The 21,050-nt window shown below is 73.9% G+C and carries 16 protein-coding genes; 9 read left to right on the forward strand and 7 right to left on the reverse strand.

Annotated features, from left to right (window positions below; translation table 11 throughout):
- Positions 1-332 precede the first annotated feature (332 nt).
- The 3 genes from ACIRF9_RS25465 (at position 333) to ACIRF9_RS25475 (ending at position 5,057) form a co-directional block, all read left to right on the forward strand.
- Positions 333-2,975, forward strand: a complete 2,643-nt coding sequence (locus tag ACIRF9_RS25465; RefSeq protein ID WP_403826532.1) for an ATP-binding protein — start codon at positions 333-335, stop codon at positions 2,973-2,975.
- A 66-nt stretch (positions 2,976-3,041) separates the two neighbouring features.
- Positions 3,042-3,809: an IclR family transcriptional regulator gene (locus tag ACIRF9_RS25470; RefSeq protein WP_403826535.1), complete on the forward strand. Its 768-nt coding sequence runs from the start codon at positions 3,042-3,044 to the stop codon at positions 3,807-3,809.
- A gap of 156 nt (positions 3,810-3,965) precedes the next feature.
- On the forward strand, positions 3,966-5,057 hold the full coding sequence (locus ACIRF9_RS25475) for a PP2C family protein-serine/threonine phosphatase (protein ID WP_403827144.1): 1,092 nt from the start codon (positions 3,966-3,968) through the stop codon (positions 5,055-5,057).
- Positions 5,058-5,368: 311 nt separating this feature from the next.
- Here ACIRF9_RS25475 and ACIRF9_RS25480 read toward each other — a convergent pair whose 3' ends face one another.
- Positions 5,369-7,132 carry a sigma-54-dependent Fis family transcriptional regulator gene (locus ACIRF9_RS25480; protein WP_403826537.1) on the reverse strand — a complete coding sequence of 588 codons (1,764 nt, stop codon included), beginning with the start codon at positions 7,130-7,132 and terminating at the stop codon, positions 5,369-5,371.
- A gap of 173 nt (positions 7,133-7,305) precedes the next feature.
- Between ACIRF9_RS25480 and ACIRF9_RS25485 the strand changes: the two genes are divergently transcribed.
- Genes ACIRF9_RS25485 through ACIRF9_RS25500 form a run of 4 tightly spaced genes read left to right on the forward strand, consistent with a single transcriptional unit; the run spans position 7,306 to position 11,976 of the window.
- Positions 7,306-9,054 (forward strand): FAD-dependent oxidoreductase, encoded by a 1,749-nt coding sequence (locus tag ACIRF9_RS25485; RefSeq protein ID WP_403826540.1) that lies wholly within the window; start codon positions 7,306-7,308, stop codon positions 9,052-9,054.
- Between the two features lie 24 nt (positions 9,055-9,078).
- Positions 9,079-9,972, forward strand: a complete 894-nt coding sequence (locus ACIRF9_RS25490) for a dioxygenase (RefSeq protein ID WP_403826543.1) — start codon at positions 9,079-9,081, stop codon at positions 9,970-9,972.
- Complete coding sequence (locus ACIRF9_RS25495) at positions 9,969-11,039, forward strand: maleylacetate reductase (RefSeq protein ID WP_403826546.1); 1,071 nt, start codon at positions 9,969-9,971, stop codon at positions 11,037-11,039. Before ACIRF9_RS25490 ends, ACIRF9_RS25495 begins: the two co-directional genes overlap by 4 nt.
- A 25-nt stretch (positions 11,040-11,064) precedes the next feature.
- Entirely contained in the window at positions 11,065-11,976 is a 912-nt protein-coding gene (locus ACIRF9_RS25500) for a YceI family protein (RefSeq protein WP_403826549.1), read from the forward strand.
- A gap of 5 nt (positions 11,977-11,981) precedes the next feature.
- Here the strand turns inward: ACIRF9_RS25500 and ACIRF9_RS25505 are convergent, their stop codons facing one another.
- The 6 genes from ACIRF9_RS25505 to ACIRF9_RS25530 form a co-directional block, all read right to left on the reverse strand.
- Positions 11,982-13,451, reverse strand: a complete 1,470-nt coding sequence (locus ACIRF9_RS25505) for an aldehyde dehydrogenase family protein (RefSeq protein ID WP_403826552.1) — start codon at positions 13,449-13,451, stop codon at positions 11,982-11,984.
- 60 nt (positions 13,452-13,511) lie between these two features.
- Complete coding sequence (locus ACIRF9_RS25510; RefSeq protein WP_403826555.1) at positions 13,512-14,984, reverse strand: carotenoid oxygenase family protein; 1,473 nt, start codon at positions 14,982-14,984, stop codon at positions 13,512-13,514.
- Between the two features lie 131 nt (positions 14,985-15,115).
- Entirely contained in the window at positions 15,116-16,420 is a 1,305-nt protein-coding gene (locus ACIRF9_RS25515; protein WP_403826558.1) for a PucR family transcriptional regulator, read from the reverse strand.
- A 68-nt stretch (positions 16,421-16,488) separates the two neighbouring features.
- Positions 16,489-16,614 (reverse strand): hypothetical protein, encoded by a 126-nt coding sequence (locus ACIRF9_RS25520; protein ID WP_403826561.1) that lies wholly within the window; start codon positions 16,612-16,614, stop codon positions 16,489-16,491.
- Between the two features lie 61 nt (positions 16,615-16,675).
- Positions 16,676-17,566: a hypothetical protein gene (locus ACIRF9_RS25525; protein ID WP_403826564.1), complete on the reverse strand. Its 891-nt coding sequence runs from the start codon at positions 17,564-17,566 to the stop codon at positions 16,676-16,678.
- Between the two features lie 62 nt (positions 17,567-17,628).
- Positions 17,629-18,564 carry a LysR family transcriptional regulator gene (locus ACIRF9_RS25530; protein WP_403826567.1) on the reverse strand — a complete coding sequence of 312 codons (936 nt, stop codon included), beginning with the start codon at positions 18,562-18,564 and terminating at the stop codon, positions 17,629-17,631.
- A gap of 132 nt (positions 18,565-18,696) precedes the next feature.
- Here ACIRF9_RS25530 and ACIRF9_RS25535 point away from each other — a divergent pair, with 132 nt between their 5' ends.
- Both ACIRF9_RS25535 and ACIRF9_RS25540 read left to right on the forward strand, forming a co-directional pair.
- Positions 18,697-19,878 carry a CaiB/BaiF CoA transferase family protein gene (locus tag ACIRF9_RS25535; protein ID WP_403826570.1) on the forward strand — a complete coding sequence of 394 codons (1,182 nt, stop codon included), beginning with the start codon at positions 18,697-18,699 and terminating at the stop codon, positions 19,876-19,878.
- Entirely contained in the window at positions 19,875-21,044 is a 1,170-nt protein-coding gene (locus ACIRF9_RS25540) for an acyl-CoA dehydrogenase family protein (protein ID WP_403826573.1), read from the forward strand. Before ACIRF9_RS25535 ends, ACIRF9_RS25540 begins: the two co-directional genes overlap by 4 nt.
- Positions 21,045-21,050 lie beyond the last annotated feature (6 nt).

Genomic DNA, 21,050 nt, shown 5'->3' on the forward strand with positions numbered 1-21,050 from the left:
CGTCGGCCGTGCCCGCGCCGCCATCCGCCGTGCCTGCCCCGCCGTCGGCCGTGGCCGCTACGCCCGCGGCTGTGCCCGCCCCGGCGGGACATGTTCCCGTTCAGGCGACGGGGGCCAGGCCGGCGTCGGCCGTGCCCGCGCCGCCATCCGCCGTGCCTGCCCCGCCGTCGGCCGTGGCCGCTACGCCCGCGGCTGTGCCCGCCCCGGCGGGACATGTTTCCGCTCAGGCGACGGGGGCCAGGCCGGCGTCGGCCGTGCCCGCCCCGCCATCCGCCGTGCCTGCCCCGCCATCCGCCGTGCCCGCCCCGGCCGCAGCCGGGTCCGTTCCGGCCGTGCTCGTGCCCGGCCCGGTGTCGGGCGAGGTCGTGGAGGGCGCCGTGCTGCCCGTCGTCGGTCCGGGGGCGGGCGGTGCCGTGGCGGACCGTGCGTGCGGTGAGCCCCGTAGCGGGAACGACCTCTTCGTCGGCCGGGCCGGCGAGCTGCGGGCCCTCGGGGTCGCCGCGCGGGCCGCTCGGCACGGGGGAGGGGTGGTGCTGGTCACCGGGGAGGCGGGGGCGGGGAAGTCGGCGCTGCTGGAGCGGCTCGCCGCGGTGCTGCGGGCCGACGGCTGGGCGGTGGTGGTCGGGCGGTGCCCCGAGTACGAGGGCGCGCCGCCCGCCTGGGCGTGGGTGGAGGCGCTCGGCGCGCTCGCCCGGGACCTGCCCCCGGCCCGGCCCGGGGAACTCGCCGTGCTGCTGCGCGAGCCGGAGAGCGTGGCCGCCACGACCCGCGACGAGGCGACCGCCGGACGCTTCCGGATGCACCGCGCGTTCGCCGGCTGGCTGCGGGCCGCGGCCGGCGCCGCCCCGCTCGCCGTCGTCCTGGAGGACCTGCACCGCGCCGACGGCGAGACCCTCGCCCTGCTCGAAGCGGCGGCCGCCGTCACCGGCGTGCCCCTGCTCACCCTGGCCAGCTACCGCCCCGCCGAGGTCGGCGAGCACCTCGGCAAGACGCTCGCCCAGCTCGCCCCCGGCGCCCCGCACCGCGTCGCGCTGCGCGGACTGCCGCCGGAGGACGTCGCCACCGTCGTCGACGCGGTCTGCGGCGAGCCGGTCGACGCGACGACCGTGGCGGCCCTGGCCGAGCGCACCGGCGGCAACCCCTTCTACGTCCTGGAGAGCGCCCGGCTGCTTGCCAGCGAGGGCGCCCTGGTCGCCGTGTCCGAGGTGCCGCAGGGCGTCCGGGACGTGCTGCGCAGACGGCTGGCGCTGCTGCCCGCCGGCGCCCGGGCGGCCGTACGGCTCACGGCCGCCGTAGGACTGGAGGCCGAGGTGGCGCTGCTGGTCGACGCGGCCGACGCCGACGAGGACGAGGTGGTGGAGGGGCTCGACGCCGCCCTGGCCGCCGACCTGCTCACCGAGCCGGGACCCGGACGGGTGCGGTTCGTGCACGCGCTGGTCCGGGACACCGTGTACACCGACCTGTCCGGCGTCCGCCGCGCCCGGTTGCACGGCCGTATCGCACGCGCGCTGCGCCGCCACCACCCCGACGACCTCGCCGCCCTGGCCCACCACTTCGCCCGCTCCGGCAGCCCCTCGGACGCGCCCCTCGCCGTCGACTACGCGCTGCGCGCCGCCGAGGTCGCCGAGCGGCGCTACGCCCACGACATCGCCGTAGGCCTCGTCCAGCAGGCCATCGACGTGCACACGACCGCCGTGCCCGACCCCTATCTGCGGCCCGAGGACACGGTCGGACTGCTGGTGCGCCTGCTCGGGGCGCAGATCCGGGCCGGTTCCACGGACGCCGCTCGGGGCACCCGGCAGCGGGCCGTCGAACTGGCCGAGCAGGCCGGCCGGGGCGACCTGGTCGCGGCGGTCTACGGAGCCTGGACCGAGCCCTCCCCCTGGCGGAGCCGCCTCGAGGGCCTCTACGACCGCGCATCGCTGGCCCGGCTGGAGGAGTTGGCGGCCGATCCAGGCCTGGAGGACCCCACCCGCGCCCGGGTGCTCCAGGTCCTCGTCGACGCGGTGGCCGCCGAGGACGCCCCACGGGCCCTGGACGCGGCCCGCACCCAGCTGGCCCTCGCCCGCGCGGGCGGCGAGCCACGCCTGCTGGCCGCCGCGCTGATGACCTCCGCCAGGCTGCTGCCGCACGAGGGACAGGCCACCGCCCGCCCTCCGCTGGTCGCCGAGCTGCGCGAGCTGGCCCGGGACCACGACCTGCCCGCCTACCGCTGGATCTGCGAGCACCTCGACGGCATGACCGCCGCCGCCCTCAACGATCCCGGGGCGGTCCGCCGGCACACCGCCGACGGGCTGGCCCTCGCCCGCCGCTACCGGATGCTCTGGGCGCAGGGGCTGGGCGCCGCGACCTCGGCCATGCTGGCCGCCGTCGCCGGCCGCTTCGACGCTGCCGAGGCCGGATACGCCGAGGCGGACGGCCTGCTCCAGCGGGTCGGGGCGCATCACGCCACCGGCCTGCGCACCCTCGGGCTGAGCACCGTAAGGGTCGCCCAGGGTCGCATCGCCGAGGTCGAACGGATCATTCGCCCCGTGTACGACTCCACGGGACCGTCCGTGGGGGTCCTGTTCGCGTTCGCCCTGGCCCGCCTCGGCAGGTTCGACGAGGCCCGCGCGGTCGACTTCCCGCCGGAACCGGTGACCGACCACCTCTACGGCATGGAACTCGACTTCCGCTCCCGGCTGGCCGTCCTCCAGGGCGACCACGCCACCGCGACCGCCCTGGTCGGGCATCTGCTGCCCTTCCGGGAGCAGCTCGCGGGCGCCGCCGGCACGGCCTACGCGACCCGTCCGCTGGCCCACGCCCTCGGCGACCTGTACCGGTTCCTGGGCGAGGACCGGGCCGCCGCCGAGCACTACGCCCTGGCCGCCCGCACCGCGCAGGCGTGGGCCTCGCCCCACCTCACCGCCGACGCCCACCGGGCCGCCGCCGAACTCTCGGCGGACCGCGCACGGCGACGCACCATCGTGACCTGACGTGTCACAGGGCGCCCGGAGGGCGCACGCCTTGCCTGGGGGCGGCGCCCGGCGCACGCTGGTCGTATGGCTGGGCAGGACGGCCCCAACGGTCCCACGCTCATCACGTCCGTCCAGCGGGCGTTCCGCCTGCTGGAGGCGGTGAGCGCGCACGAGAACGGCGCGCCGGCGAAGCAGCTGGCGCGCGAGACGGAGCTGCCCCTGGCCACGGCATACCACCTGCTGCGGACGCTGGTCCACGACGGATATGTGCGCAAGCTGGAGGACGGCGGCTTCATCCTGGGCGACAAGCTGCGGACGCTGCACACCGGGGGCCGGGGACAGGCCCTGCTCAGCCGGGTCCGGCCCACGCTCGCCGCGCTGCGGGACGAGCTCGCGACCGCCGCCTACCTCACCTTCTACGAGGACGGCGAGATCCGGGTCGCCGAGATCGTCGACGGCCCCCGCACTCCGCGCGTCGACCTCTGGGTGGGGTTCGAGGATGCCGGACACGCCACCGCGCTGGGCAAGTCGGTCCTGCGGGAACTGGACGTCGAGGCCCGCAAGGACTACCTCTCCCGCCACCACCTCGCCGACCTCACACCGAGGACCATCACCAGCCCCCCGGAACTGCTCCGGCAGCTGGACGCCTCGCCCGTGGCCCCGGCCGTCACGGACCTGGAGGAGTACACCCTCGGCACGGTCTGCGTCGCCGTACCCGTCTACAGCGGGGACACCCTCGGCTCCCTCGGCGTCTCCCTGCCGGTCGACCGGCTTTCCCGCCTCGAGGAGATCCGGGCCCGGCTGATCCCGACCGCCGACCGCGTGACCAGGGGCCTGTCGCTCACTATCTGAAATCCCGCGCCTTGTGGTATCGGAGTCGAACCCGTTTGCTTATGGGGAACGGACATTCCGGTGCACATCCCCGACACAGACGAGGACTGCGGACGCGACATGAACCAGGCCCGACACCGTGGCGGCGACCACGGGCCGACGTACCTGTTCAGGCACATGGTGGCAGGACCCCTCCTGCCCGTGCTGCTCGTGCTCGGCGTGATCCTGGTCGACCTCGTCGGCGGTGCCGGGATGATCTGGCTGCCCCTGCTCGCGGCCGGCCCCGCCCTGGCCGCCACCACCAACGGCCCGCGCGGTGTCCTGTACGTCGGTCTGCTGGCCGGTGTGCTCGGCGGCGTGCTCGGCGTCCGGGACGGCGTCCCGGCCCGGGAGCTGGCCGCCGTCCTGTCCGCCCTGGCGGCCGTGACCCTGGCGAGCGGCCTGGCCAGCGCCCTGCGGGGCCGCCGGGAGCGGGTGCTCGCGGCCGTCCGCTCGGTCGCGGAGGCCGCGCAGCACGCGCTGCTCCTGCCCGTCCCGGAGATCGTCGGCCCGTTCCAGACGGCCGTCCGCTACAGCGCGGCCGCCGCCGAGGCCCGGATCGGCGGGGACCTCTACGCCCTCGTCTCCACGCCGTACGGCGTCCGGCTGCTCGTCGGCGACGTGCGCGGCAAGGGGCTGCCGGCCGTCGGGACGGCCGCGCTGGTGCTCGGCGTCTTCCGTGAGGCCGCCCACGACGAACCCGACCTCCTCGCCGTGGTCGACCGGATCGAGCGGAGCCTGGCGCGCAACCTCGGCCACGACGACTTCGTGACCGCCGTGGTCGCCGGCTACCCGCGGGACGGGCAGCTGGAAGTGGTGAACTGCGGACACGCCCCGCCGCTGCTGGTCGGCGCCCGCGGAGCCGTCACCCCGGTGGAGCCCACGCACCCCGCGCCGCCCCTCGGCCTGCGCGCCCTCACCGGCGAGACGCCCACCCTCCAGGTGCTGCCCTTCTCCGACGGCGACCAGCTGCTGCTCTACACCGACGGCGTGACCGAGGCCCGCGACCACGGGCGGGAGTTCTATCCGCTCGTCGAGGGGCTGGCCCGCCATGTGACCGACGAACCCGCCCGCACCCTCGACGCCCTCCAGGACGAACTGCTCGCGCACGTCGGCGGCCGGCTCCACGACGACGCGGCACTGCTGCTCATCCGCAAACCGGCCGCCGTCGGCCCGGCCGTTCCCCAACCGGCCGTCGGCGGGCTGCTGTTGGGCGACCAGGCGGTGTGACTGCGGGGCGTTCGACGGGCCCGGACAGCCCGGGCACGATGCACCCGACGAGGTGCGGGAACGTCTGGCGGCCAGGTCTTCGATCCGCCCTCGGCGGTGTCGCACTGGGCGACCGCGCCGAATCCACCCAGATCTGGTACCGACTCACTGGCTGGTAATGCCCACCCGCGACCCCGACGGCCGCTCCGTCCTGCAGCCTCGCGTGCCCGGCGCACCTCGATCCGCTGTTCGCCGCGGCCCCGCACAACACGCTGACCCGCACCCTCGCGCCGTTCCTCGCCGGACTGCGCTGAGCGGCTCGGCGGGGGGCCTCAGACCCGGTAGCCCCGCAGTTTCCGGTACAGCGTGGCGCGGGCGATGCCCAGGGCCGCCGCCGTCCGGGCCTTGTTGCCGCCGTGGGTGTGCAGGGCCTCCAGGATGGCGGCGCGCTCGGCGTGCTCCATCGGGCTGAGCGGGCGGGCCGCCGGACCCTCCCGCACGGGGTCCGGCAGCTCGGCCCGCCGGACGGGACCGGCAGCCCGCCGGTGCTCGGCCAACGCCCGCACCAGATGGGCGAGTTCGGTGACGTTGCCGGGCCAGGGATGCCGCTCCAGGGCGCGCAGCGCGTCCAGTGTCCAGGTGAGCGGGGGCTGGCCCGGTGCGGGACGGGGCGTCAGGGCGGTGACCAGCTCCCGGATGTCCTGCGGCCGTTCGCGAAGTGCCGGGAGGGTGACCGAGCGGGCCGACAGGGTGTCCAGGAGCCGTTGGAGACAGGGGCCGGGGGGCACGCCGGGCGTGTAGGTGACCAGCAGGGGTACGCCCGGACGGGCTTCGAGCAGCGAGTTGAGCGCCGCGGTGTCGGGCTGGGCGAGCCGCTCGACATGCCGGACGAGGAGCGGGCGGCCGTCCAGCAACTCGCCCACCCGTGCACCGAGTTCGTCCTCCGCCGCGTCCACGGTCGTCACCGGCTCCGTCACCAGTTCCCGGGCGAGCGAGGTCTTGCCGGTGCCGCGCTCACCGACCAGCAGGAGGGGCTCGGGGAACGCGGCCAGCTCCGTCGCCCGCCCCACCGCGTGCCGCCAGGGCACCGACCGGCCGGCCAGCCCCACGGCGGGCCGCACGGGTGGCGGCGCCACGGCGGAGCCCCCGGCCGGCTCCAGCACGGCCACCGCCCCGACGGCCTCACCCAGGTGGGCCACGGGGGTGAGGACCGCGGTGCACCCGGCGCCGTCCGGAAGCCGGACGCGGTACGCGGCCGCGGGCGTCGGGCCGCCCGCCGGCTCCCGGAGCGCTCCGGCGCCGAGCCGCCCCGGGGCCACCTCCGCGAGGAGCCCGACCACGCCCCGCTCCAGCTCCGCCAGCCCTTCCGGTGACAGCAGCCGTTCCGCCGCCTCGCTCACCAGCCGGTTGCGTCCGTCGAGGGCGACGACCGGGCCTGCGGAATCCCGCAGCGCCCGCAGATACGCGTCCAGCAGGAGCCGTTCCGACGCCCGCGACCGGGCGAGGAGTTCCGTCTCCACCGCGCTCGCCGCGGCCTCGGCGAGCGGGGCCCCCGGATGCGGTGTGCACTCGGCGCACAGCGGCGAGGACACGGTCACCGTGCCCAGCGTGTGCCCGGTCTCCGGCGCCCGCACCGGCACGCTGACCGCGGAGACGTCCTGCCAGAGGTCGAGGAAGTGCTCGGGCCCGTGCACCTCCGCGCGGCGGCCGGTGTGCAGCGCGAGGGCCGCGCTGTTGGGGCCGACCAGCTGTTCGGAGAGGTCCCGGCAGGGATGGTCCCGGTCCGCTCCGGTCATCCACAGCACCCGCAGCCGCTCGTCGGTGAGGACGAGAGCGCCGGTGGTCAGGACCGGGGCGATGCGTTCGAGAACGGGCCGGGCGGCATGGAGCAGGGGGGACTCCGGCAGCGGTACCGCATACCGGGGCGCGGGATCCCTCGCGTCGTGCCGCACGCCGAAGAACCGGGCGCGCTTCCACGCGGCGACGACGTCCTCCGGTACCCCGTCCGGCAGTCGGCGTCCCCTCAGGAACAGCTCGCGGGCCCTGCGCAGCGAGGCGAGGGCAGGGTCTGCTGGAGGGTGCTCTGCGGTGGTCACGGCACCGTTCACCCTACCGGGAACGGTTGAACACGCAACAACCCTCGGTCACTGTCTCTTCGCGGTCACCGCCTCTTCTCGGTCACTGTCTCTTATTGAGACACCCACGCCCGCGCCATCCGCTACATGATCTTGAACGGTCGGCACCTGTCCTCACTCCCTGGAGCCCTTCCGTGCACACCGTCGAGCCCGATGTCGTGACCGACGTACTGATCGTCGGCAGTGGCCCCGCGGGCGCCTCCGCCGCGCTCGCGCTCAGCACCTACGGCGTACCGAACATCGTCGTCACCCGCTACGCGAGCCTCGCCGACACACCCCGCGCGCACATCACCAACCAGCGCACCATGGAGGTACTGCGCGACCTCGGGGTGGAGGAGGAGGTCGTCGCGAAGGCCACGCCGCAGCAACTGATGGGCGACACGACCTTCTGCACCAGCCTCGCCGGCGAGGAGCTCGGCCGGGTCCGTTCCTGGGGCAACGACCCGCTGGTCCAGGCCGCCCACGAGCTGGCCAGCCCCACCCGGATGTGCGACATGCCCCAGCACCTCATGGAACCGGTGCTGATCGACGCGGCCGTCGCGCGCGGCACGAACCTGCGCTTCAGCACGGTCTACAAGTCCTTCGTCCAGGACGCCGACGGGGTGACCGTCACCGTCGAGGACCGGCTGCGCGGCGACGAGTACACCATCCGCGCCAAGTACCTCATCGGTGCCGACGGCGGCCGCTCCCAGGTCGCCGAGGACGCCGGACTGCCGATGGGCGGCCAGATGGGCGTGGCCGGCAGCATCAACATCGTCTTCGACATGGACCTGACGAAGTACACCGCCCACCGCCCGTCCACCCTGTACTGGGTGCTGGCCCCCGGCGCCACCGTCGGCGGTATCGGCGCCGGTCTGGTGCGCTGTGTCCGGCCCTGGAACGAGTGGCTGATCGTCTGGGGGTACGACGTCACCGCCGGCGCCCCCGACCTGACCACCGAGTACGCCGAGTCCGTCGTCCGCAAGCTGGTCGGCGACGACGACATCCCGGTCACCATCAAGTCGTCCTCGGCGTGGACGGTCAACGAGATGTACGCCGAGACCTACTCCGTCGGCCGCGTCTTCTGCGCAGGCGACGCCACGCACCGCCACCCGCCTTCCAACGGTCTCGGCTCCAACACCTCCATCCAGGACTCCTACAACCTGGCCTGGAAGCTCAGACTCGTCCTCGACGGCACCGCCGCACCGAAGCTGCTGGACTCCTACACCGCCGAGCGCGCCCCGGTCGGCCGGCAGATCGTCACCCGCGCCAACAAGTCCATCGGCGAGACCGCCCCGATCTTCGAGGCGCTCGACGGGCTCTCCCCGCAGACCCCCGAGCAGCTGTGGGCCAACATCGCCGCCCGCAAGGGCGACACCCGGGCGGCGGAGAAACAGCGATCCCGGCTGCGCGAGGCGATCGCCTTCAAGGTGTACGAGTTCAACGCCCACGGCGTCGACCTCAACCAGCGCTACACGTCCGAGGCGATCGTCCCCGACGGCACCCCCGACCCCGGTTTCGACCGCGACCCCGAGCTGTACCACCAGCCCTCCTCCCGCCCCGGCGCCAAGCTCCCGCACGCGTGGATCACCTCCGGCACCCGCACCCTGTCCACGCTCGACACCGTCGGACAGGGCCGCTTCACCCTGATCACCGGCATCGGCGGCACCGGCTGGCTGCGGGCCGCCCGGGCGCAGGACGTGGAGATCGCCACCGTCGTGATCGGGCCCGGCCAGGAGTACGAGGACCCCTACGGCGACTGGGCGCGGCTGCGCGAGGTGGCCGACGGGGGCGCCCTGCTGGTGCGCCCCGACGGGTACGTCGCCTTCCGCCACGCCGACGCGGCCGAGGACGCCGAACGGTTGCTCGCCGGAGCGCTGCGGCGCATCCTCGGGCACGGCTGACCTTCGCACGGGCAAGGAGCGGGCATGACCACCGACAACACCGTCACCGGGGACACGGCCACCGGGGACACCGTCACCGAGGAAGCCGTCGCCAGTCTGCGGAGCACCGCCGACCCCCGGCTGCGGGAGCTGCTGACCGGGCTCATCCGCCATCTGCACGCCTTCGCACGGGAGACCCGGCTCACCCAGGCCGAGTGGGAGCGGGCGATCGGCTTCCTGACGGCCACCGGACAGACCTGCACGGACACCCGGCAGGAGTTCGTCCTCCTGTCGGACGTGCTGGGCCTGTCGATGCTGGTGGAGACGATCAACGCGGACACCGTCGCAGGGGCGACCGAGTCGACGGTCCTCGGCCCCTTCCACATGACCGAGTCGCCGGCCCGGGAGCTCGGCGCGAGCATCGACCTCGTGGGCGACGGCGAACCGTGCGTGGTCAGCGGCCGGGTCCTCTCCCGGGACGGTACCCCGCTGCCGGGCGCGCTCCTCGACGTGTGGCAGGCCGACGGGCACGGCTTCTACGACGTCCAGCAGCCCGGGATCCAGCCGGCGGGCAACGGACGCGGGCTGTTCACGGCCGACGAGGAGGGCCGCTTCCGGTTCCGCACCTGCGTGCCCAGCCCCTACCCCATCCCCACGGACGGCCCGGTGGGCGCTCTCCTCGGGGCCACCGGACGCCACCCCTACCGCCCGGCCCACATCCACTTCATCGCCTCGGCCGAGGGCCACGCACCGGTCACCACGCACATCTTCGTGGCCGGCAGCGACCACCTCGACTCCGACGCCGTGTTCGCGGTCAAGGAGAGCCTCGTCCAGGACTTCACCGAGACCGACGACCCCTCCCTGGCCCGGGAGTTCGGCGTCCCGAACCCGTTCCGGCACGCCCGCTTCGACCTCGTGCTCACCCCGGACCGGTCATGAGGGGGTTCGCCTACGAGGCCCAGCCCATGCGGGTCGTCCTGCGGCCCGGCGCCTCCGTCACCGCCACCCCCGAGGAGGCCGAACGGCTCGGACTGCGGCGGCTGCTGGTGATCAGCGGACCGCGGGGCGCGCGGACCGCCCGGGCCGTCGCCGACGCACTGGGCGAGGCCTGCGCCGGACTGCACACCGAGGCCCGGATGCACGTGCCCGCGGAGGTGGCCGAGCGGGCCGTGGAGGCGGCTCACGCGGTCGGCGCCGACGGCTGCGTGGCCGTCGGCGGCGGCTCCGCCATCGGCCTCGGCAAGATGATCGCGCTGCGCACCCGGCTGCCGCTGATCGCCGTGCCCTCCACGTACTCCGGCTCCGAGATGACCCCCGTCTGGGGCCTGACCGAACAGGGCGCCAAGCGCACCGGCCGCGACCCGGTCGTCCTGCCGCGCAGCGTCGTCTACGACCCCGAGCTCACCCTGTCGCTCCCGGTGCCCCTCTCCGTGACCAGCGGCGTCAACGCCGTCGCCCACGCGGCCGAGGCCCTGTACGCACCGGACGCCTCGCCGCTGGTGTCGCTGATGGCCGAGGAGGGCGCCCGTGCCATGACGGGTGCCCTGCCCGACCTGGCGGCGGCACCCGGGGACCTGGACGCCCGCGGCCGCGCCCTCTACGGGGCCTGGCTCTGCGGTGCCGCCCTCGGCGCGACCACCATGGGCCTGCACCACAAGCTGTGCCACGTCCTCGGAGGCACCTTCGGCCTGCCGCACGCCGAGACCCACACCGTGGTCCTGCCCCACGCGCTCGCCCACAACGCGCCCGCCGCACCCGAGGCCATGGCGGCCCTTTGCCGGGCCCTCGGCACCGACGACGCCCCGCACGCCCTGTGGGACCTCGCCGGCCGCCTCGGCGCACCCCGCTCCCTGGCCGAACTCGGCCTGAAGGAAGCCGACTTGACTGTCGCGGCCCGGGAGGCGACCGCGCGGGCGTATGCCAACCCGAGGCCCGTCACCACGGCCGGCGTCCTCGACGTACTGAAAGCGGCGTACGAGGGCGACGAGCCACGCACGCACTCCTGACCGACGAGACCGAAAGGTGAACCCCATGCCCCGCGGACTGCTCCGGCGGCGTCTGAAGAATGCCTCCGGGGACACTCCGGGCCAAGCGTTTCCGCTCCCGGCCGGAGCGGGTGTCGTCGTCCGCGAGGTCCTCGACCCCGTGAACCAGCCCATGGGCGCCGCCGAGGTGACGGTGACCGAACTGCGCAGCCACCAGGTCGCGGCCCGCGGCACCACCGACCCGTACGGCCTGTTCACGGCCGCGCTGCCGCCGGGCGGCTACAGCCTGCTGATCGTGGCCGAGGGGCTGGAGCCGCACCGGGAGACCGTCGAGGTCGTCGCCGACGCCGGGCTGTCCTCGCAGCGCGTGTGGCTCCAGCCGGCCCGGCAGGCCGAACTCCCGGTCCCCGGCACCTGGCTCTTCGACCCGCCGCACACGGCGATCCGCTTCATCGCCAAGCACGTCGGCATGGCCCATGTGCACGGCCGCTTCGAACGCTTCGAGGGCGGCATCCAGGTCGCCCAGGACGTCTCCGAGTCCCGCGTCCACGTCCGCATCGACGCCTCCAGCATCAACACGGGCAACAACACCCGCGACACCCATCTGCGCTCCGCCGACTTCCTCGACGTCGAGCACTTCCCGTACATCGACTTCCGCAGCACCCGCTTCGCCTACCGGGGCGGCAGCAAGTGGATCCTCCAGGGCACCCTGACCATGCACGGGGTGAGCCGGTCCGTCTCGCTGGACACGAGCTACCTCGGCATGGTCAACGGCGGCTACGGCGAGGAACTGCGCTGCGCCGCCCTGGCCAAGAGCGAACTGCACCGCGAGGACTACACCTTGAACTGGCGTTCCATGCTGGCGCGGGGCATCGCGGTGGTCGGCCCGACGGTCCAGCTGGAGCTGGACGTCCAGGCGATGTACCGCACCCACGACACACCCACGCCGCCGGAGTAGACCGCTCAGAACGGGTAGCGCTCGATGGCGGCCTGCGCGGTCACCCACTGCACCTCGGTGAAGGTGTCGAGGTTGGCGGTGCCGCCGAAACGGCCGCCCGCCGCCGAGGACTTGACGCCGCCGAAGGGTGCCACCGCCTCGTCGTCGACCGTCTGGTCGTTGATGTGGACCGCGCCGGACTCGATCCGCCCCGCCAGTTCCAGGGCGCCGTACACGTCCTGGGTGAGGACGGCCACCGACAGGCCGTACTCCGAGGAGTTGACGATCCCGATCGCCTCCTCGACGGTCTCGTACGTGGTGACCGGGGCGACGGGCCCGAAGATCTCCTCGGTGAACGCGGGGGAGTCGTGGGGCACGTCGGCGAGGACGGTGGGCCGGTAGAACAGGCCGTCGTAGGTGCCGCCGGCGGCGAGGCGCGCCCCCTGGGCGACGCTGCGGGTGACGATGTCGTGGACCCGGTCGCGCTGGCGCTCGTCGATGACCGGGCCGAGGGCGTGGCGCGGGTCGGCGGGGTCGCCGACGCTGATGGCCGCGGCCTTCTCCGCGAGTTTGCCGACGTACCGCTCGGCGATGGAGGAGTGGACGAGGTGGCGGCCGGTGGTCATGCAGATCTGGCCCTGGTGCAGGAAGGATCCCCAGGCCCCGGCGGAGGCGGCCGCGTCGACGTCGGCGTCCGGCAGGACCAGCAGGGCGTTGTTGCCGCCGAGTTCGAGGTGGACCTTCTTCAGCAGGGGTCCGGTCGCGGCCGCGATGGCCCGGCCGGCGGCGGTGGAGCCGGTGAAGGAGACGCACGGCACGCCCGGGTGCGTCACCAGCGCCTCGCCGACGTCGGCGCCGCCGGGCAGCACATGCAGCAGCCCCTCCGGCAGCCCCGCCTCGGCCAGCAGTTCGGCCAGGGCCAGACCGCCGGAGACGGGCGTGCGGGGGTCCGGCTTGAGGACGACGGCGTTGCCGAGCGCGAGCGCCGGGGCCACCGAGCGGGTGGACAGGATCCCGGGGAAGTTGAACGGCGAGATGACCCCGACGACCCCGAGGGGGATCCGGCGGGCCAGCGACAGCCGCGGCCGGGTGCTGCGCAGCAGTTCGCCGTAGGGCTCGGCGGCCAGGGCGGCGGCCTGGTGGAATTCGGAGACCACCAGCCCGGTCTCGAAGGCGGCCTTGCCCTGTCCGGAACCGGCTTCGGGGACCAGCCGGCGGATCAGCCGGTCCGGGTCGGCCTCCAGCAGGGCGGCCGCCGTGCGGAACACCGCCGCCCGGCGGTCGTAGGGCAGGGCGGCCCACTCCCGCTGGGCCTTCCTCGCGAGGTCGACGGCTCGGTCGACATCGGCGGGGGTGGCGGTGCCGACCGTGGTGAGGACCTTGCCGGTGGCCGGGGCGGTCACCTCGAGGGGCTCGCCCTGGCCTGGGACCCAGGTGCCGTCGAAGATCCTGCCCTCCCAGGGCTGGGCGGCCTCGGCTGTGACTGTCGTACTCATGCGGGTCTCCGGTGTTCGTGGACGGCTCGGGGAATGCGGACGGCTCGGGGGATACGACGGTCAGCGCGCGTCGCGCAGGGTGGCGACGCTCTTGTCGAGGACGGACTGGTCGGCCCAGCTGCCGTGGAAGCCGAACGGCACCCGGACGGGCAGCTTCACCCTGGCCAGGGGCTGTGCGACGAGGTCGGCGGCGTCGTGGATCAGCAGCTCGCTCAGCCCCGTCTCCGGGTTCCACCACAGGGTCAGCAGGTAGCCGTCGTCCTCGTCGCGCGCGTCGGGCCGGGCGACGAACGCCGGCTCGCTGGGGCTGGTGAGGGGGTGCGGTCCCTCGACGACGACCGTGGAGTCCTTGAGGTGGTCGTGGCGGGCCAGACCGTCGGACATGGTCTCCGGTGCGAGGCCACGGGTCGTGACGAAGTAGCCGTACCGGTTCGGCCGGCCCACGAAGGCGTCGTTGATCTTCGGGAACTCGCCCGCGATGCCGGAGACCCGGCGGTCGGTGACCGCCCCGGTCGCCGTGTTGATCCGCCACTGCCAGGAGTAGCCCGGCGGGAACCACTCGTGGGAACCGAGCGGGGTGAGACGGCCGGCGGGGTTGCCGATGCGGGAGATCCGGTTCAGGTCGACGACGACCTCGTCACCGATCTCGTAGGCGTTGGAGAAGTGCGTCGGCGCGAACATGCCGCCCGCCTCGTACCACTTCACCTCGTGGGTACGGCGGTCCATCAGCACGATCTGGGTGCCGTGGGGCAGCGCCGACTCGTCCCAGACCACTCCGGGCCGGCCCTGTACGGCCAGGTCGAGGCGGAACAGGTTGGGCGCCACGAAGAAGATCGCGTAGTTCTCGCTGACGACGAAGTCGTGCATGAGCACCGGGATGCCGACGTCGATCGTGTGGGAGTCGACGACCCGGCCGGTCCTCACGTCGGCGCGGTACCAGGTGATCGTGGGTCCCGTCGCGGCGAAGAAGAGCATGTCGCCGGTGGCCGGATCGATCTTGTAGTGGGCGGTGCACAGGACGTCGATGCCGCCGTGGAAGTCGTACGTGCCGAACGTCTCCAGGGTCTCCGGGTGCATCGCGTGCGGCAGGCCGCCCTCGTAGTAGACCAGCAGGTGGTCGTCGAAGACGCCGACGTTGGTGTTGGCCACGTTCTTGGCCGGCGGGGCGCCCTTGGGCAGCCGTCCGGGGGTGCCGCCGTTGACGAAGCCGCTGTAGACGGCCTCGCCCTGTTCGACCTCGAACCTCATCGAGTCGGTCGCCACCCAGCTGGTGCGGAACGCCGCCCTGCCCTCGCGCAGATAGACCGCGGCGACCATGCCGTCGCCCTCCCACCAGTGGTAGCGGTCCAGGTTGCGCGGCTGGAACCGCGGGTTGGAGGAGATACGGAACAGCGCGCCGGCGAGATCGTCGGGGATGGCGCCCTCCACCGGGAGGTCGTAGCCGTGGCTCTCCTGCGTCCAGGGGGCGAAGGGGCCGCGCAGCCACTTGTTGTCCGTCGGCCAGCTCTGGTCGGGGGCGGGTGGGGTGTTCATCGGGTGCCTCTCACGTTCCCGGTGGGCACCTCTTCGTGCCCGGCCCGGTCATCCTCCGGGCGGGGCACGGCGGACGTCCTCGGCGCAGGACGACAGAAACGCGGTACCTCCTTGTCGCCCGGACGCAAAGCTCAGGGAGCGATGACCCGGCCGATCTCCAGCGCCAGCCGCAGCGGCAGATGGTCCTGCGGCAGGGGCCGGCCCAGCAGCTGCTCGGCGCGCTTGACCCGGTAGGCGACGGTGTTGGGCGCCACGAACAGCTCCTCGGCGGCGAGGGCCCGGCTGCGGCCGTGCGCCAGGTACAGACGCAGCGTCTCGCGGATCTCGGCGGTCTTGGCCCCCGCCTCGGCCAGCGATCCCAGGACCTCGCGCATATAGCGCTCGGCGTGCTCGGGGACGGCGGTCAGCAGGGACAGCACCGCGATGTCGGCATAGGCGTACACCCCGGGTTCACCGAGGGCCTGCGCGACGCGCTCGGTCTCCCGCGCGGCGAGATGGCCGGCGCGGAAGCCCTCGCGGCCCGGGGCGCACGGCCCCAGCGCCACGTACACCCCGGCCGGCCACCGCGCGGTCCGCGCCCTCAGCTCCTCACCGACGACCGACACGAGGTCGTCCGGCGGCTGCTGCTGCCGGCTCGCCCACACCCACACCTCGGACGCCCCGGTCGGCAGGACGAGGGACTGCTCGGCACCGGAGGCGCCGACGACGTCGGCGGCGAGCCGGTGCAAGGGCGGGAACAGGCCCTCCTGGTCCCGCTCGGGCGGATCCGACCAGAGGACGGCGGCCAGGTGGTGGTGGTCCAGATCGAGCCCGAGGGTGCGCTTCACCGTCGTGGGAGCGGCCTGGCGGCCGGCGAGGAGGTCGTCGACGAGCTGCCGGCGGGCCGCCGTCCGGCTGCCCGCCCAGTGCTCGCGCTCCGCCGCGTACTGCGTGGTGAAGAGCGCGGTCAGCTCGTCGACGTAGGCGAAGGAGAGCCGGGTGATGCGCTCGCTCTCGTCCGCCCACCGGTCCGGCTCCACCAGGCGCCGCAGCGCGGTCAACAGCCGTTCGTACGTGTGGACATGGGAAGTCCACACGGCCCGCAGGACACGGTCCAGCGCCACCCCGCGGTGCACCAGCTCGCGGTTGCCGTCGACCGCCTCGGGCGGGGCCTGGATCCGGTGGGGCGGGGTGTCGTGCAGCAGCCCCCGCAGGATCGCGATGCAGCACGCCTCCGCCGACCGGCGGGCCGTGCGCAGGCCCACGGGGCCGACGGTGACCTCGGGCGACTGACGTGCGCACTTCTCGGCCGCCCCGGCCGCGGTCTCCACCGCCCAGGCCACGGCGGCCGGCCCCAGATCGGCCTCGGCCTCCGCGACCGTCGCCGGCGAGGAGTCCGGGGTGTACCGGTCCTGGTCCCCGTCCGGCCTGAGCCGCAACAGCCACTCGCTCGTCATGACGCCCACCTCGCCGCTCACCGGCCTGCCCTTCCCCCGATTGGATCACGTGGGGGGCGCCCGGCGCCTCAGACCGCCGGCGCGGCCGTGAGATAGCGGGTGAGCATGGCGACGAGTTCGTTCTCCAGCCGGTCACCGTCGATGGCCTCGGGTTCGGCGATGAGCCGGTGGACGACGAGCTCGATCGTGGACACGACCCCGCGACCTCACCCCGCGACTCGTCGTGGACCTCTGAACCCCCCGGGGCAGGGCCTGCTATACGAAGGACACCTCGGCCGTGGCGTGCCGGGCCTCGCGGTGGGTGGCGGTGTGCAGACGGGCCCGGCCGTCGGTGGGGGTGCCGTCGGCGAGGAGGTGTTCGCCCGCGAACGCGGGCCGGTGCAGCCGGTACGACAGCGACCGCACCCGCCGCCGCGGGGCGTGCGCCCGGACCAGTTCCAGCATGAGCAGGGCCAGCAGTGGCCCGTGGACGACGAGCCCCGGGTAGCCCTCGACGTCACGGCAGTACGGGGCGTCGTAGTGGATGCGATGGGCGTTGGCGGTCAGCGCGCTGAACCGGAACAGCAGGGTCTCGTCCGGGCGCAGGCGCGAGAGCCACGGGCCCTCCGGCTCCGGTACGGCCGTGTCGTCGACCGTGACCGGCCGGCTCGGCGGCGCTCCGTCCCCGGACCGGTAGACGATGTCCTGCTCCTCGACCAGACAGGTACGGCCGTGCTGCCGGAACTCCTGGCGTTCGGTCACGAACAGCAGTTCCCCGCTGCGGCCGTGCTTGGGCGTGACCGCGGCCAGACCGCTGACGCGTTCGGCCGGTTCACCGAGCCGCAGGGGCTCCCCGATCTCGCAGCGACCCCCGGCGAACATGCGCCGCCGCCCGGGGATCGGTGGCAGGAAGCGCGCGTCGCGCGGATGCCCGTCCGGGCCGAGGGCCCGCTGCGGCGGCCAGTGCAGGAAGTACAGCCACTGCCACAGGGGCGGCAGCGGCTCACCGGGAGCCGCTGCGGCCTCGGGGAGATCCAGCAGCGCCGACAGCGCCGCCGCCGGGCCGGGCGGCAGGGCGTCCTCGTCCCTGACCGGCTCGGGACGCCAGGACTCCACATGGGAGGCCAGTGACGTGTTCTTGCCGGCGACGTCGTGTGTCGGGCTCATGCCTTTCATCGTCAGTCGTGCCGGCAGGGGTTGAACAATAGAAAGGCGTGATCCCTCCATGCTCAGCTCGCATGGGCCGGCCGCGCGGACGGCCAGCTGCCGCGGGCCACGGCCGACTCGATCCGCGCCACCAGTTCACGGGCGACGACCTGGACGGCGGGCGGGGTCCGTCCGGCCCGGGGGGTGGCGAGCACGATCGAGCGCCACACCTCCGGCTCGCCCAGCGGCGCGGCACTCAGGGTGCCGTGCACCACGTCCTCGGCGATGCCGACGCCCGGCAGGACGGTCCAGCCGTGCCCGGCCAGGACGAGCTGTTTCTGCACCCGCATGGAGTTGGTCTGCACGACCACGTCCATGGTGGCCCGCGCCCGCGCCGCCGCGGCGTCGATCAGCGCGCGCAGGGCATGGCCGGGCGCGGGCATCACGAGCGGACGGGCCGCGACCTCGGCGAAGGCCACGGGACGGTCGGCACGCAGTCCGGCGCCCGGAGGGGCGACCACCCACAGACGCTCCCGCACCAGCGGACGGGCGTTGAGCGACGGTGTGCTGTCCAGGTCGTAGAGCAGCGTCAGATCCAGGTCGCCGTCGTCCAGCCACCGCTGGAGATGCCCGGAGTAGCCCGTCATCAGGCGCAGTTCGATGCCCGGATGATCCCTGGCCAGGGCCGAGACGAGGGGCTCGGCCAGCAGATCGGTCGTGCTCTCCAGCAGGCCGGCGGTGACGACACCGGTCACCGCGCCCGGGGCGGGCTGCACCTCGGCACGGGCCCGCTCCAGCTCGTTCAGGGCCCGCCGGGCCCGCTCCACCATGACCGTCCCGGCCTCGGTGGGCCGCATGCCCTGCCGGGTCCGCTCGAAGAGCGCGACCCCGAGCTCCTCCTCCAGGGTGCGGATCTGCCGGGTCACGGCCGGCTGCACCAGGTGCAGCAGCTCGGCGGCCCGGGTGACGCTGCCCACCTCGGCGACCGTCACGAGCGCCTTGAGCTGTTTGAGGTCCATCGGTTCTCCCGCCCGCCATCCGCACCCGCCATCCTCACCCGGCATGGTGCCATCAGAACTCGCTATTTCACCGGGGCTCCCATGAGCACGCATGATGGGGTTCCGGTACCGGAGAAGCCCGGAGGTCCGCACATGACCGAGCCGCCGCAAGCACTGCCGCTCGCCGGCATCACCGTCGTCACCGTCGAGCAGGCGGTCGCCGCGCCGTTCGCCACCCGTCAGCTGGCCGACCTCGGCGCCCGCGTGATCAAGGTGGAACGCCCCGGGGGCGGCGACTTCGCCCGCCGGTACGACACGACCGTGCACGGCGAGTCCAGCTACTTCGTGTGGCTCAACCGGTCGAAGGAGTCCCTGACCCTCGACCTGAAGTCGGAGCACGGACGGCATGTCCTGGAGCGACTTATGGGCCGTGCCGACGTGTTCGTGCAGAACCTGGCACCGGGGGCGGCCGCGGGGCTGGGGCTGGGTGCGGAGGCGCTGCGCGCCCGCTTCCCGTCGCTGATCGCCTGCTCGATCTCCGGCTACGGCTCCAGCGGCCCCTGGGCCGACCGCAAGGCGTACGACCTGCTGGTGCAGTGCCAGACCGGCCTGGTCTCGCTCACCGGGGGCCCGCGGGAACCCGCCCGGGTGGGGATCTCCATCGCCGATATCGCCGCCGGCATGTACGCCTGCTCCGGCATCCTCACCGCCCTGTTCACCCGGGCCACCACCGGGGTCGCCCGGGCCGTCGAGGTCTCGCTGTTCGAGGCGCTCGCGGAGTGGATGGGCCAGCCCGCCTACTACACACGCTTCGGCGGCGCCCAGCCCCCGCGGGTCGGCACCCAGCACGCCACCATCGCCCCCTACGGCGCCTACACGGCCGCCGACGGCAGGGACGTCCTGTTCTCCATCCAGAACGAACGCGAATGGGCCGCCCTGTGCGAGCGGTTCCTCGAGGCGCCCGGTCTCGTCGACGACCCCCGCTTCGCCACCGGCCCGGCCCGTGTCGCCCACCGCGACGAACTGAACGCGATCGTCGCCGAGCGGTTCGCCGCGTCGGACAGCGGCGAGGTGCGGGACCTGCTGGACGCGGCGGGCATCGCCAACGCCGGCGTCAACGACGTCCAGGACTTCCTGGCCCACCCCGTGCTCACCGCCCGGGACCGCTGGCGGCAGGTGCCGATCCCCGGGGGCGTCACTGTCCCGGCGCTCGTCCCGCCCGTGGACCTGGCCGGTGTGACCCCCCGCATGGGTGCCGTCCCGGCGGAGGGCGAGCACACCGAGAGCATCCTGGCCGAACTCGGCCACGGCCCGGAGGGGAGCGTCACGGCATGAGCACCCTGGACCTCCTGTCCGAGGACGAGCGGTTCGTCGTGCGTACCGTGCGCGACTTCGTCGACAAGGACGTCAAACCGGTCGTGCGGGAGCTGGAGCACGCCGACACCTATCCCGAGGCCCTGATCGAGCGGATGAAGCAGCTCGGGATCTTCGGCCTCGCCGTCCCCGAGGAGTACGGCGGCACACCCGTCTCCACCCCGTGCTACGTGCTGGTCACCGAGGAGTTGGCGCGCGGCTGGATGAGCCTGGCCGGTGCGACGGGCGGGCACACCGTGGTCGCCAAGCTGCTGCTGCACTTCGGCACCGAGGAGCAGAAGCGGCGCTATCTGCCGAGGATGGCCGGCGGAGAGATCCGCGCGACCATGGCGCTGACCGAACCGGAGGGCGGCTCGGACCTCCAGACGATGCGTACGGTCGCCCGCAAGGACCCCGAGGGCGGCTACGTCGTCAACGGCGCGAAGACCTGGATCACCAACTCCCGCCGCTCCCGGCTGATCGCGCTGCTCTGCAAGACGGACCCGGCGGCGAGCCCCGCACACCGGGGAGTGTCGATCCTGCTGGCCGAGCACGGACCGGGCCTGACGGTCTCCCGCGACCTGCCCAAGCTCGGCTACAAGGGCGTGGAGAGCTGCGAGCTGTCCTTCGAGGACTACCGCGCCCCGGCCGACGCCGTGCTCGGCGGGATGGAGGGCAAGGGCTTCGCGCAGATGATGAAGGGCCTGGAGACCGGCCGTCTCCAGGTCGCCGCCCGCGCCCTCGGCGTCGGCCGGGCGGCACTGGAGGACGCGCTCGCGTACGCCCAGCAGCGCGAGGCGTTCGGCAAGCCGATCTGGCGGCACCAGTCGATCGGCAACTACCTGGCGGACATGGCGACTTCGCTCACCGCCGCCCGCCAGCTCACCCTGTACGCGGCCCGGGAGGCGGAGGCGGGCCGCCGCGTGGACATGGAGGCGGGCATGGCGAAGCTCTTCGCCTCCGAGACGGCCATGCGGATCGCCCTCGACGCCGTCCGCATCCACGGCGGTTACGGCTACTCGACCGAGTTCGACGTCGAACGCTACTTCCGCGACGCCCCCTTGATGATCGTCGGCGAGGGCACCAACGAGATCCAGCGGAACGTCATCGTGAACCAGCTGGTGAAGCGGGGCGGGCTCGACGACTGAGAGCCG

The sequence above is a fragment of the Streptomyces sp. NPDC096132 genome (assembly GCF_044763345.1).
In the GTDB taxonomy this organism is placed as follows: Bacteria; Actinomycetota; Actinomycetes; order Streptomycetales; family Streptomycetaceae; genus Streptomyces.

Coding starts and splice junctions, on each gene's coding strand:
- ACIRF9_RS25470 (WP_403826535.1), top strand. CDS start 3,042: ATGGCTGGGCAGGACGGCCCCAACGGTCCCACGCTCATCACGTCCGTC.
- ACIRF9_RS25475 (WP_403827144.1), top strand. CDS start 3,966: ATGGTGGCAGGACCCCTCCTGCCCGTGCTGCTCGTGCTCGGCGTGATC.
- ACIRF9_RS25490 (WP_403826543.1), top strand. CDS start 9,079: ATGACCACCGACAACACCGTCACCGGGGACACGGCCACCGGGGACACC.
- ACIRF9_RS25495 (WP_403826546.1), top strand. CDS start 9,969: ATGAGGGGGTTCGCCTACGAGGCCCAGCCCATGCGGGTCGTCCTGCGG.
- ACIRF9_RS25500 (WP_403826549.1), top strand. CDS start 11,065: ATGCCCCGCGGACTGCTCCGGCGGCGTCTGAAGAATGCCTCCGGGGAC.
- ACIRF9_RS25505 (WP_403826552.1), bottom strand. CDS start 13,451: ATGAGTACGACAGTCACAGCCGAGGCCGCCCAGCCCTGGGAGGGCAGG.
- ACIRF9_RS25510 (WP_403826555.1), bottom strand. CDS start 14,984: ATGAACACCCCACCCGCCCCCGACCAGAGCTGGCCGACGGACAACAAG.
- ACIRF9_RS25515 (WP_403826558.1), bottom strand. CDS start 16,420: ATGACGAGCGAGTGGCTGTTGCGGCTCAGGCCGGACGGGGACCAGGAC.
- ACIRF9_RS25525 (WP_403826564.1), bottom strand. CDS start 17,566: ATGAGCCCGACACACGACGTCGCCGGCAAGAACACGTCACTGGCCTCC.
- ACIRF9_RS25530 (WP_403826567.1), bottom strand. CDS start 18,564: ATGGACCTCAAACAGCTCAAGGCGCTCGTGACGGTCGCCGAGGTGGGC.
- ACIRF9_RS25535 (WP_403826570.1), top strand. CDS start 18,697: ATGACCGAGCCGCCGCAAGCACTGCCGCTCGCCGGCATCACCGTCGTC.
- ACIRF9_RS25540 (WP_403826573.1), top strand. CDS start 19,875: ATGAGCACCCTGGACCTCCTGTCCGAGGACGAGCGGTTCGTCGTGCGT.